The following is a 12,617-nucleotide window of genomic DNA, read 5'->3' as shown; positions in this document are numbered from 1 at the left end:
GAGGAGCAGGATGCGCAGCAGCACCGACTCAGGTTCCCTCGCGGGGACCGCCGGGTCAATCGTCCTTTGGTGCAAGCGGGTCCGGGCCCGGATCGAACGCCCTTTCAGCGGCCCGTGGCATGGAACCCGGCCAGCCTGCAGGATTCACTCGCCAAGGCCCAGGCGGGGGCAGGCCGCGATCAGGCGAAGCCTTGGGGGTTCCCGCTCTGCCAGCGCCACGAGTCGGCGCACATCTCGGGCAGCCCGCGCGTGGCGGACCAGCCCAGTTCGGCCTTCGCGCGCGATGGGTCGGCGTAGCACTCGGCCACGTCGCCCGGGCGGCGCGCGACGATCTGGTGGGCGATGGTGCGGCCGCTCGCCTGTTCGAAGGCCTTGATGACGTCGAGCACGCTGTAGCCCTGGCCGGTGCCGAGGTTCACGGTGACCGAGGCGTTGCGGTCGAGCAGGTGGCGCACGGCGGCGACGTGGCCCTCGGCGAGGTCCATCACGTGGATGTAGTCGCGCACGCCGGTGCCGTCCGGCGTGGCGTAGTCGCCCCCGAAGACCTGCAGGAACGGGCGCTTGCCCACGGCCACCTGGGTGACATAGGGCATCAGGTTGTTGGGGATGCCGCGCGGGTCCTCGCCGATGCGGCCGCTGGGGTGCGCGCCCACCGGGTTGAAGTAGCGCAGGTAGGCGACCTTCCACGCCGGCGTGCAGCGTTCGAGTTCGCGCAGCAGCTCTTCGCCCATCAGCTTCGTGGTGCCGTACGGACTGGTGGCGGCGAGCGGCGAGTTCTCGGTGATGGGCAGGGTCTCGGGCTGGCCGTAGACGGTGGCGGACGAGCTGAACACGAGCTTCGTCACGCCGTGGTCCTGCATGGACTGGGCGACGTTGACGAGGCCGCCGATGTTGTTGCGGTAGTACGCGAGCGGGATCTGGGTGGACTCGCCCACGGCCTTGAACGCGGCGAAGTGCACCACGGCGTCGATGGCGTGCTGGTCGAAGATCGTGTCCATCGCGGCCTTGTCCGTCACGTCGGCCTCGACGAACACGGGCTGGAAGCCGCCCAGTTCGGCCAGGCGGTCGAGCACGAGGGGCGAGCTGTTGGAGAAGTTGTCGACCCCCACCACGTCGAAGCCGGCCGCGGCGAGCGCGAGCCAGGTGTGGGAGGCGATGTAACCGGTGGCACCGGTGAGCAGGATGCGGGCCATGGGAGGAATCTGGTGAAGGGTTGGAGATCGATGTTGCACCGCATGATAGGTCGCCGACCATGACGGATACAGCCCCCTCGGTGAATGCCCCCAGGACGAGGGGCCCCTACAATCCGCGGATGCTCAACGCCTTCACTTCCTCCCTCGGCGCGGCGGCCATGGCGCGCATCACGCTGCTGCTCAACCACGTGATCGCCGCCGAGACGGTCGCCACCGAGCGCCTGAAGCCGCACGCCGGCCGCACGGTGCTGCTGTCCTGGACGGGCTGGCCCTCGCTGCTGCCCCCGCCGCCGGTGGTCGCGTTCGGCGTCACGCCGGCCGGCCTGCTGGAATGGCTCGGCGACGAACCGCCGGCCGCCCCGGACCTGCGCGTCTCGCTCGACGGCTCCAACCCGGCCAGGCTCGCGGCCCAGTGGTTCGCGGGCGAACGCCCGAGCGTGAACATCGAGGGCGACTCCGCCTTCGCCGCCGACGTCAGCTGGCTGATCGAGAACCTCCGCTGGGACATCGAGGACGACCTCGCCCGCATCGTGGGCCAGGGGCCGGCGCACCAGATCTCGCGCGCGGCCGCCACGCTGTCGGCCGGGTTCACCTTCGCCGTCAAGACGCTGCAGGACCTCGTCGTGCGCGGCGCGGGCGGCGGCCCCCGATGAGGCACCTGTTCCGGCTCGTCTACATCGTCGTCACGGTTCTGCGGTACGGGCTCGACGAGGTGGCCCTGTCGGGCTTCCGGCAACGCTGGGTGCGCGCCGGTGTGAGGGTGATCACGTTCGGCCGGCGCCTCGACGCGCCCGCCGGGCAGCGGCTGCGCGAGGCGCTGGAACGTCTCGGCCCCATCTTCGTCAAGTTCGGCCAGGTGCTGTCCACGCGGCGGGACCTGCTGCCCGACGACGTGGCCGACGAACTGGCCAAGCTCCAGGACAACGTGCCGCCGTTCCCGGCGGCCGAGGCGCGCCGCCTCGTCGAGAAGGCGTTCCGCCAGCCCATCGAGGCCGTGTTCGCCACGTTCGACGCCGAGCCGGTGGCCAGCGCGTCCATCGCGCAGGTGCACTTCGCCACGCTGATGGACGGGCGCGAGGTGGCCGTCAAGGTGCTGCGTCCGGGCATGCTCGCCGTCATCGACGACGACCTGGCGCTGCTGCGCACGCTGGCCCGCTGGATCGACCGCTGGTCGGTGGATGGCAAGCGGCTCAAGCCGCGCGAGGTGGTGGCCGAGTTCGACAACTACCTGCACGACGAGCTGGACCTCGTGCGCGAGGCCGCCAACGGCGCCCAGCTGCGCCGCAACATGGAAGGCCTCGGGCTGCTGCTGGTGCCCGAGATGGTGTGGGACTACTGCACCCAGACCGTGATCGTGATGGAGCGCATGAAGGGCGTGCCCATCAGCCAGCGGCAGCGCCTGCGCGCGGCCGGGGTCGACATCCCGAAGCTGGCCCGCGACGGCGTCACCATCTTCTTCACCCAGGTCTTCCGCGACGGCTTCTTCCACGCCGACATGCACCCGGGCAACATCCAGGTGAGCATCGACCCGGCCACCTTCGGCCGCTACATCGCGCTCGACTTCGGCATCGTGGGCACGCTCACCGAGGTCGACAAGGACTACCTCGCGCAGAACTTCATCGCGTTCTTCCGCCGCGACTACAAGCGCGTGGCCGAGCTGCACCTCGAGAGCGGCTGGGTGCCGCCCGACACGCGCATCAACGACCTCGAAGGCGCCATCCGCGCGGTGTGCGAACCCCACTTCGACCGGCCGCTGAAGGACATCTCGCTCGGCCAGGTGCTGCTGCGCCTGTTCCAGACCTCGCGCCGCTTCAACGTCGAGATCCAGCCGCAGCTGGTGCTGCTGCAGAAGACGCTGCTCAACGTGGAAGGCCTCGGCCGCCAGCTCGACCCCGAACTGGACCTGTGGAACACCGCGAAGCCGTTCCTCGAGCGGTGGATGAACGAGCAGGTGGGATGGCGCGGGTTCGTCACCAGCCTCAAGAAGGAAGCGCCGCACTTCGCGCAGCTGATGCCGCAGTTGCCGCGCCTCGTGCACCACGCGCTGCAGCGCCCGCCGTCGGCGGAACCCGCGCTGCTGGCCGAACTGCTCGCCGAGCAGCGCCGCACGCGTTGGTGGCTGCAGGCGGTGGTGACCCTGCTGGGCGCCGCCTTCGTGGCCGCGGGTGCGGCCGTCTGGTGGCACTACTTCCGCTGACTCAGGCGGTGCGGGTCGTGGTGGCGCCGGCGGGTGTGTTCGCCCACATCGCCCGCACGCGGTGCTTGAGCCGCAGGAAGTGCACCTCGAACAGGTGGTACGACAGCGCCCCGGCCGCGAACGACACGAGCGTGCCGACCGCGATGTAGGCCGCGGCGGGCGCGAGGTCCGCGGGCTTGGCCCAGCCCCACGACTGCAGCAGCGGCAGCCCCACGAGCCCGTGCAGCGGCACGTGCAGCACGTACATCGCGTAGCTGTAGAGCCCGAAGCGGCGCAGCCATGCGGCCCGCAGCGGCGCGGCCCAGCGGGCCGGCACCGGGGCCATGTCGGCGCAGGCCAGCGCGAGCACGATGGCCGCGAAGCCGATCGACAGCGCCGTGTAGCCGGCCGTCTGCGTGGTCAGCTTGTACTGCGTGTACCCGTTGCAGGCCGCTGCGCCTGCCAGAACGACGGCGGCGCCGATCAGCAGGACCTGCAGCGGCCGCTGGAGCAGCCACGCGCGTGCGGCGGGCCAGCGCAGCAGCGCGGCCGCGGCCCCGCCGCAGGCGAGGGCGTCCATGCGGCAGATGGAGAACTGGTACACCGCGGCCGACGGGAACGCGAGCCCGATCAGCAGTGCACGCGCGGCCAGCGCCGCGAGCGCGACGGCCGCGCACAGCCGCACGATGCCCTTCGGGCTCAGGCGCGCGATGGCGAACGGCCACAGCAGGTAGAACTGCTCCTCGACCGCGAGGGACCAGAAGTGCGGCAGCGGGCTGTCGCCCGGCTGGAAGGGCTGCACCCAGTTCGACAGGAACAGCACGAGCGAACCGATGGTGAGCGGCGTGGCCGCGGTGCCGAGGTGCAGCAGCGGCAGCAGGCCGAAGACCACGAGCAGCGTGCCGTAGTACAGCGGCAGGATGCGCAGGGCGCGCGATGTAAAGAACTGTGAATACGGGCGGGGGTCGTCGCGCGAGTCGATGAGGATTCCGGTGATCAGGAAACCGCTCAGCACGAAGAAGAGCTGCACCCCCAGCCACCCCCGTTCCAGGCCTGCGACGACGAGTCGCGCGGCGAGTCCCGAGGGGTCCGTCAGCAGGTTCAGGTTGTGTGTCACCACGAGGAGAATCGCGATGCCGCGCACCCCGTCGAGCACGGGCAGGCGCGGCGGGACTGCAGGGGTGCCGGGGTGGTTCATGGTGGGGTGAGGAACATCGGACGATGGACCTCGGAGTCTGCGCCATCCGTGTATCCGGCGCATGTCGCCCTGAGGTGGGAGTGGCCCCCCGTGTGGGGGGTTTTGCAGAGGGCGGGCGGAACTTCCCCCGTGGCTCAGGGGTTGGCTCTCACCCGGACCGCGTTGCATCATCCGCCCCAAGCCAAGTGGCCGGGTTTCACCGACGGAGCCCGCGCTCACTCGAACGAACCGGCCACAAGGTTCGACGGACCCGACAGCCCCCCATTCCAAACCGATCGCCAGACCCACCATGAACTCCGACAAGATCCGCGCGGTGATTGCCAAACACGCCCGCCTGTCCATCGACGCGTCGACCCTCGCCGACGACAGCGACCTGTACGAGGCCGGCCTCACCTCCCTCACCACCGTGAACCTCATGCTGGCGCTGGAAGACGCGTTCGACATCGAGTTCCCGGACAACAAGCTCGGCCGCAAGACCTTCGAGAGCATCCGCTCGATCTCCGAAGTGCTCGACGAACTCGTCGGCGCCTGACCTCCTCCACGACGGGACGCACCATGTCGACCTTCACCTCCGATCACCACGCCGACCTCCCGGCCGTGCTGGAAACCCTGCACGCCATCGGCCGCGACATCGTCGCCCCCAACGCGGAGTCGGTCGACCGCGAAGCCCGCTTTCCCACCGAAGCCTTCGACGCGCTGAAAGCGCAGAAGTACCTGAGCTGCTACGTGCCCGTCGAATACGGCGGCATGGGCCTGAGCCTCACCGACGTCACCCGCATGTGCGAGGTGCTGGGCCAGTACTGCGCCTCCACCGCGATGGTGTTCGCGATGCACCAGATCCAGGTCGCGTGCATCGTCGACCACGCGCTCGGCGCGCCGTTCTTCCAGGGCTATGCCCGCGAGATGGTGCAGCACCAGTACCTCATCGCCTCGGCCACCACGGAACTGGGCATCGGCGGCGACGTGCGCTCGAGCATCTGCGCCGTGCAGGTGGACGGCGACCGCTTCACGCTCGAGAAGCAGGCCCCGGTGATCTCGTACGGCGCGATGGCCGACGCCATCCTCGTCACGTGCCGCAAGAACGCCGACGCCTCGCCGAGCGACCAGGCCCAGGTGCTCGTGCGCAAGGCCGACGTCACGCTGACGCGCCTGGCTCCGTGGGACGCCCTCGGCTTCCGCGGCACCTGCAGCGAAGGCTTCACGCTGAAGTCGCAGGGCGGGGCCGAGCAGATCCTGCCGGTGCCGTACGCCGACATCCATCGTCGCACGATGCACCCGTTCGCGCACTGCGTGTGGAGTTCGCTGTGGCTGGGCCTCGCGACGGACGCCGTGCAGCGCGCCCGCACCGCGGTGCGCGCCGAGGCCCGCAAGAACCCGAGCGTCACGCCCATCTCGGCCACGCGGCTGGCCGAGGTCGACAACGTGCTGTTCTCGATGCGCGGCGGCATCCGCCAGACCGTCGCCGAGTACCAGCGCGTGCTCGACGATCCGTCGTCCGAGGCCGCGTCCGGCTTCGCGTTCGCGATCGCCATCAACAGCCTGAAGCTCACGTCGTCGCAGCTCGTCGTCGACATCGTCGGCAAGGCCATGCTGATCTGCGGCATCGCCGGCTACCGCAACGATTCCAAGCTCACCCTCGGCCGCCATCTGCGCGATGCGTACGGCGCCGCACTGATGGTCAACAACGACCGCATCCTCGGGCAGAGCGCCACGATGCAGATCGTGCAGCGCTGAACGACCGCGCCGATACCGACCTTCGAAAAACCGCCGAAAAACCGCCGAAAGAACGCCATGTGCCTCTGCCACGACGACGATCCCTACAAGCACTACCAGAACGAGCTGGTGGCCGCGCGGCTGCTGATCCCCTCCGGCGTGCGGGGCGTGTTCGCGCGCAGCGGCACGTTCGAGAACGTGATCGTGCAGTTCGAGAACCTCGTGGGCCGCGAGACGCGCGCCATGAACGCCGAGGTGCTGCGCTTCCCGCCGGTGTTCAACCGCGCGCACTACACGCGCCTCGACCACCTCTACAACTTCCCCGACCTGATGGGCTCCGTCCACAGCTTCATGGGCAAGGACGCGGAACACCTCGAACTCATCCGGAAATTCGAAGCCGGTGAGAAGTGGACCGACGACCTGCAGCCCACCGAGGTGATGCTGGCGCCGGCCGCCTGCTACCCCCTGTACCCCACGGCCAGCGGCAGCACGTTGCCCGACACGGGCCGCCTGATCGACCTGCAGAGCTACGTGTTTCGCCACGAGCCGTCCGACGACCCGGCCCGCATGCAGACCTTCCGCATGCGCGAGTTCGTGCGCCTCGGCACGCCCGAGCAGGCGCTGGCCCACCGCGACGGCTGGATCGACCGCGCCTCCGGCATCCTGCGCTCGCTGGGCCTCGACGTGGTGCCCGTCGTCGCGAACGACCCGTTCTTCGGCCGCGGCGGCCGCGTGATGAAGGCCACGCAGCGCGAGCAGAACCTGAAGTACGAACTGGTGGTGCCCATCGTGTCCGAGGAGAAGCCCACGGCCATCACCTCGTGCAACTGCCACCTCGACCACTTCGGTTCGGTGTTCGACATCAAGACCGCCAACGGCGAGGTCGCGCACTCGGCGTGCATGGGCTTCGGCCTCGAGCGCATCGCCCTCGCGCTCTTCAAGCACCACGGCCTCGACGTGGCCAAGTGGCCGGCGAGCGTGCGCCAGCAGCTGCAGCTGGACGCCGCATGAAACGCATCCTCGACCTGGACGCGGCCACCTACCGCCGGCACGCCATCCACGGCGAGGACCGCGTCTGGGCCGAGACCAACTGCTACACCGACCTGCTGGTGGAGCAACTGCACGCGCTGGGCGTCGAGCCCGTCGCGGCGCTGCCGTTCACGCTCGGCATCGACTTCGAGGGCGACCAGTGGACGTTCTTCAAGTTCCCGGACGGTGACCTCGCCGACCTGTACGGCATCGAGGTGCAGGAACTCGCCGTGTGGCGCCCGCTCACCGACCACATCGAGGACCAGGTCGAGCTGGGCCGTCCGGTCATGGTCGAGCTCGACTCGTTCTTCCTGCCCGACACCGCCGGCACCGCGTACGGCCTCGCGCACATGAAGTCCACCGTGGGCGTGAACGAGATCGACGTGTCCGCGCGCCACCTCGGCTACTTCCACAACCAGGGCTACTACACGCTGGGCGGCGACGACTTCGACGCGCTGTTCCAGATGAACGGCCTCGTGCACGAGCGCATGCTGCCGCCATACATCGAGTACCTCAAACGCATCCCGGGCCAGGCGCCGCTGCAGGGCGGGGCGCTGCTCGAGGCGTCGCTCGGGCTGCTGCGCCGCCAGCTGTCGCGCCTGCCGGCCGACAACCCGTTCGGCCGCTTCAAGGCGCAGTTCAGCCGCGACATCGCGTGGCTGATGGACGCCGACATGGAGATCTTCCACACGTACTCGTTCGCGAACCTGCGCCAGTACGGCGCGTGTTTCGAACTCGCCGAGACCTACCTGCGCTGGCTGGCGGGGCAGGGCGTGCCGAACGTGACGATGCCCGCCGAGAAGTTCGCCGGTATCGCCCAGACGGCCAAGGCCTTCCAGTTCCAGCTGGCCCGGTCGATGGCGCGCAAGAAGCCGCTCGACCTGGCTCCGCTCGACGCCATGGCCGCGGCGTGGGACGAAGCGACCGGTGCGCTGCGCACCGGCCACGGCTGACACACGCGGGTATCCTGGCCACCTCATGACCCCGCCCGCCCCCCCGAGCCGCGACGGCTGCCCTCCCGGCCGCATGCTCTCGGCCGGCTGGGAACTGGCGTCGACCGCGTCGGGGGCGTGTGCCGATGCCGCCGCGGCCACCGCCGCCGGCCTCGCCTGGCAGCTTGCGGTGGTTCCCGGCACCGTCGCGGCCAGCCTCGGCGCCGACGTCACCGCCGAGGGCCGCCACGATGCGTTCGACTGGTGGTACCGCTGCACCTTCGAGGCCGATCCCTCGGCGCAGGCGCTGCGCTTCGAGGGCCTGGCCACCATCGCCGAGGTCTGGCTGAACGGCGAACGCGTGCTCGACGCGCGCAACATGTTCGTGCCCCATGCGGTCGACGCCGGGGCGCGCCTGCGACCGCGCAACGAACTGCTCGTGTGCCTGCGTTCGCTGGACCAGGCGCTGGCCGCCCGCCGTCCGCGCCCGCGCTGGAAGACCGCGCTGGTGCCGTCGCAGAACCTGCGCTGGGAACGCACCACGCTGCTCGGCCGCATGCCGGGCTGGAACCCGCCGGTGCAGCCGGTGGGGTTGTGGAAGCCGGTCGTGCTCGAAGGCCGCGGCCCGGTGGGCGAACTGGAACTCGACGTGCAGGCGCGCGTCGAGGGTCGCGCGGGTGTCGTCGCCGTGCGGGGCACGTTCGACGGCCCTGCACCGTCGGCCGCACGCGTGCGCGTTGGCGACACGGAGGCCGCGCTGTCGGTGGCGGCCGGGGTGTTGTCCGGCGCGGTGACCGTGCCCGACGTCCCGCTCTGGTGGCCCCACACGCACGGCGAACCCGCCACGCTGCCGTGTGTGGTGGAGGTGCGTTTCGCCGACGGCTGGGTGCCCGTGCACCAGAGCCGCCTGGGCTTCCGCACGCTGCGCGTGGACCGCATGAATGGCCTCGTGCGTTTCATCGTCAACGGCGCGCCGGTGTTCTGCCGGGGTGCCTGCTGGACCACCGACGACCTCGTGTCGCTGCACGCCGATCCGCGCGCCACGCTGGAACTCGCCCGCGAGGCCGGCCTGAACATGGTGCGCCTGGGCGGCACGATGACCTACGAGTCCGACGCCTTCTACACGTCGTGCGACGAACTCGGCATCCTCGTCTGGCAGGACTTCATGTTCGCCAACATGGACTACCCCGTGGGTGACGAAGCCTTCCTCGCCGAGGTCACCCGCGAGGCCACGTTCCACCTGCGCCGCCTGCAGCGCCACGCCTGCGTGGCCGCGTACTGCGGCGGCAGCGAGGTGGAGCAGCAGGCCGCGATGCTGGGCCTGCCCGCCAGCGAGTGGACGAACCCCTTCTTCGCGGAAACGCTGCCCGCGCTGTGCGCGCGGCTGCATGCCGGCGTGCCGTACTTCCGCTCGTCGCCGAGCGAAGGTGCGCTGCCGTTCCACGTGGCCACGGGCATCGCGCACTACTACGGCGTGGGTGCCTACCGCCGGCCGCTGGCCGATGTGAAATCGGCCGGGGTCAAGTTCGCCACCGAATGCCTCGGCTTCTCGAACGTGCCCGAACCGGAGACGGTGGCCGCGATGATGGGCGGCACCACGCCCCCCGCGCACCACCCGCTGTGGAAGGCGCGCCAGCCGCGCGACGTGGGCTCGGGCTGGGACTTCGAGGACATCCGCGACCACTACCTGCGCGAACTGTTCGGCCTCGACCCCGTCACGCTGCGCAGCCGCGACACCGAACGCTACCTGCAGCTCTCGCGCGTGGTCACCGGCGAGGTGATGCGCAGGGTGTACGCCGAATGGCGGGCGCCGCGCAGCGTGTGCGGCGGCGGGCTCGTGTGGCTGCTCAAGGACGTGTGGCCCGGCGCGGGCTGGGGCCTGATCGACAGCCTCGGCCGGCCGAAGGCCGCGTACTGGTACCTCAAGCGCGCGTGGGCGCCGCGGTCGGTGGGGTTCACCGACGAGGGCGTGGACGGCCTGCAGTTGCACGTGGCGAACGATGCGGCGGACGTGCTGGAGGGCACGGTCGAGTTCGCGATGTTCCAGCACGGCCAGGTGCGCGTGGCCGCGGCCGAGGCGCCCGTGCGCGTGGAACCCCGCGCGGGCCTCACGCTGTCGGCCGACGCGATGCTGGGCCGCTTCGCCGACACGGCCTATGCCTACCGCTTCGGCCCGCCGCCGAACGACGTCGCCCTCGCGCGCCTGCGTGCCGCCGACGGGTCGGTGATCGCCGAGGACTTCCACTTCCCGCAGGGCCTGGACCTGCCGATGGTGTCGCCCAAGGCCTTCGAGGCCAGCGCCGAGCGCCTGCCCGATGGCCGCGTGGCCGTCACCATCGCCTGCGACACCTTCCTGCAGTCGGTGCACTTCGACTGCGCGGGCTTCCGGCCCGACGACGCCCACTTCCACGTCGCCCCGGGTTCGCCACGCCGGGTCGTGTTCCACCCCCTCGCCGACCGGTCGACGAAGTTCAAGGCCCACGTGGGTGCCCTGAACCTGCGCGACCTCCACACCCTTCGCACGGACTGACCTTGCTCGCGCCCGCACCCCTCACCCCGTTGTCCTCGCTGCAGTTGCCGGTCCACCGCCAGGCGCTGTACATCGGCGACGGTGACGACGCCCTGTTCGGCTGGTTCCACACCGCCGAGGGGGTGCCGGTGCGCGACTGCGTCGCGGTGATCTGTCCGCCCCTCGGCCACGAGTACGTGCACAGCCACCGGTCGGTGCGCTACCTCGCCGACACGCTGGCGCGCGCGGGCGTGCCGGCGCTGCGCTTCGACTACCACGGCACCGGCGACTCGCCGGGCACCGACCTCGACCCGGGCCGGGTCGCCCGCTGGCTTGCCGACGTGCGCCGCGCCATCGACGAGGCGCGAGCCCGCAGCGGCCGTGCGCGGGTGTGCCTGGTGGGCATCCGCCTCGGCGCCACGCTGGCCGCGCTGGCGAGCGCCGAGCGCGCGGTGGACCAGCTCGTGCTGTGGGGCCCGGCCGTGTCGGGCCGCCGCTACGTGCGCGAGATGCAGGCCATCGCGCAGGCGAGCGAACTCGCGGGCCGCGGCGGTGACTCCGGCTGGGTCGAGCCCGCGGGCTTCGTGCTGTCGGCCGAGACGCAGGAGCAGCTCAAGGCCGCCTCGCTGCTGAAGGTGTCGCCGCAGGTGCGCGACGCGGTGCTGCTGGTCTCGCGCGACGACGTGCCCGACGAGGAGGGGCTGCAGGCGCACCTCGCCTCGCTCGGCCGCGAGGTCGACACCCTCGACGGCGCGGGCTTCGCCGGCATGATGGCCGAGCCGCACCACACGGTCGTGCCGCAGGACACGCTCGACGGCATCGCGGGCTGGCTCGTGGCGCGCTCATCCCTGGGCGAGCCGATGGCCGTGACCCTCCCGGCCCGCGAAGAACTGCGGTTCGACTTCCCGGCCCAGGGCGGGCACCCCGTCCGCCTCGTCGAGACCCCGGCGCGCTTCGGCGAACACGGCACGCTGTTCGGCATCCACACGCGGCCCGACGGTGCCGCCACGAAGCGCCCCACCGTCGTGCTGTTCAGCTCGGGGGCCACGCACCGCATCGGGCCGTCGCGGCTCTACACCACGCTCGCGCGCAACCTCGCCGCGCACGGCTATCCCACGCTGCGCTGCGACATCGAGGGCATCGGCGACAGCGTGGCCCGCGAACCCGGCGGCCTCGAAGCGCATCCGTACCCGCCCACCGCCGTGCGCGACGCGGGGGCGGTGCTGCGCCACGTGGGCGAACGCCACGGCCCGGGCGAACTCGTGCTCGCGGGCCTGTGCTCGGGCGCCTACACCGCCTTCCAGGCCGCGCTGGACCAGCCCGGCCGGCCCATCGCCGAGGTGCTGCTGATCAACCCGCTGATCTTCTCGTACGACGGCGGCGAACTGCCCGACGTGCAGAGCTTCCGCATCGCCGAATCGAGCAAGGGCGCGATGCGCAAGATGGAGAGCTGGAAGAAGCTGCTGCGCGGCCAGATCCGCGTGCGCTACCTGCTGGGCATGGGCCTGCGCCACGTGGGCAACGTGGCCGCGTCCCACGGCCGCACGCTCGCCGAACGCGTCACGATGCGCGCGGCCACGCTGCTGTCCCGCCAGCTCGACCAGCTCTTCCAGCAGCGCCGCCACATCGCGATGTTCCTCGCGAGCGGTGAGGCCGGCTGGAACATCCTGCACGCGGGCGCACGCCGCACCGCCGGCAAGGGCGTTCGCAGCGGGCACCTGAAGCTGCTGCGCATCGACGACGCCGACCACACCTTCTCGAGCGAGCCGTCGCGGGCGCAGCTGGTGGGGCGCATCCTCGAGCATCTGAACGCGCGCTTCAGGGGCTGAGTCGGGCGAGGGGCTCATTGTCGCGGTGGAGGCGATGC

General features: G+C 70.8%; 10 protein-coding genes. 8 read left to right on the top strand and 2 right to left on the bottom strand.

The window, feature by feature from the left end:
* Positions 1–179: 179 nt before the first annotated feature.
* The gene (galE, locus tag A4W93_RS21080) at positions 180–1,193 is read right to left on the bottom strand and encodes a UDP-glucose 4-epimerase GalE (RefSeq protein ID WP_085752477.1); all 1,014 of its coding nucleotides are present in this window, start codon (positions 1,191–1,193) and stop codon (positions 180–182) included.
* Between the two features lie 119 nt (positions 1,194–1,312).
* Between galE and A4W93_RS21075 the strand changes: the two genes are divergently transcribed.
* Together A4W93_RS21075 and ubiB are read left to right on the top strand one after the other, a co-directional pair.
* Positions 1,313–1,846, top strand: coding sequence for a hypothetical protein (locus A4W93_RS21075; protein WP_085752476.1), 534 nt, complete (start codon positions 1,313–1,315; stop codon positions 1,844–1,846).
* Positions 1,843–3,390 (top strand): ubiquinone biosynthesis regulatory protein kinase UbiB, encoded by a 1,548-nt coding sequence (gene ubiB, locus A4W93_RS21070; RefSeq protein WP_085752475.1) that lies wholly within the window; start codon positions 1,843–1,845, stop codon positions 3,388–3,390. Before A4W93_RS21075 ends, ubiB begins: the two co-directional genes overlap by 4 nt.
* A 1-nt stretch (position 3,391) precedes the next feature.
* On the opposite strand, the gene A4W93_RS21065 is transcribed toward ubiB, so the two are convergent.
* Positions 3,392–4,567, bottom strand: coding sequence for an acyltransferase family protein (locus A4W93_RS21065; protein WP_157782207.1), 1,176 nt, complete (start codon positions 4,565–4,567; stop codon positions 3,392–3,394).
* 289 nt (positions 4,568–4,856) lie between these two features.
* Between A4W93_RS21065 and A4W93_RS21060 the strand changes: the two genes are divergently transcribed.
* Genes A4W93_RS21060 through A4W93_RS30110 form a run of 6 tightly spaced genes read left to right on the top strand, consistent with a single transcriptional unit; the run spans position 4,857 to position 12,579 of the window.
* On the top strand, positions 4,857–5,099 hold the full coding sequence (locus A4W93_RS21060) for an acyl carrier protein (protein ID WP_085752473.1): 243 nt from the start codon (positions 4,857–4,859) through the stop codon (positions 5,097–5,099).
* Positions 5,100–5,122: 23 nt separating this feature from the next.
* Positions 5,123–6,301, top strand: coding sequence for an acyl-CoA dehydrogenase family protein (locus tag A4W93_RS21055; RefSeq protein ID WP_099959952.1), 1,179 nt, complete (start codon positions 5,123–5,125; stop codon positions 6,299–6,301).
* Between the two features lie 57 nt (positions 6,302–6,358).
* Positions 6,359–7,291: an amino acid--[acyl-carrier-protein] ligase gene (locus A4W93_RS21050; protein WP_085752472.1), complete on the top strand. Its 933-nt coding sequence runs from the start codon at positions 6,359–6,361 to the stop codon at positions 7,289–7,291.
* A complete protein-coding gene (locus tag A4W93_RS21045; RefSeq protein ID WP_085752471.1) occupies positions 7,288–8,262 on the top strand; it encodes a DUF1839 family protein in 975 nt (324 codons plus the stop codon). The genes A4W93_RS21050 and A4W93_RS21045 overlap by 4 nt, the downstream gene beginning before the upstream one ends.
* Positions 8,263–8,287: 25 nt before the next feature.
* Entirely contained in the window at positions 8,288–10,771 is a 2,484-nt protein-coding gene (locus A4W93_RS30115; protein WP_169726573.1) for a glycoside hydrolase family 2 protein, read from the top strand.
* Positions 10,772–10,773: 2 nt separating this feature from the next.
* A complete protein-coding gene (locus A4W93_RS30110) occupies positions 10,774–12,579 on the top strand; it encodes a serine aminopeptidase domain-containing protein (protein WP_169726572.1) in 1,806 nt (601 codons plus the stop codon).
* The last annotated feature ends 38 nt before the right edge of the window (positions 12,580–12,617 follow it).

This window comes from Piscinibacter gummiphilus, from assembly GCF_002116905.1.
GTDB lineage: Bacteria > Pseudomonadota > Gammaproteobacteria > Burkholderiales > Burkholderiaceae_C > Rhizobacter > Rhizobacter gummiphilus.
The sequence above is the reverse complement of the archived record's forward strand: the minus strand, read 5'-3'. Positions and strand labels throughout refer to the sequence as shown.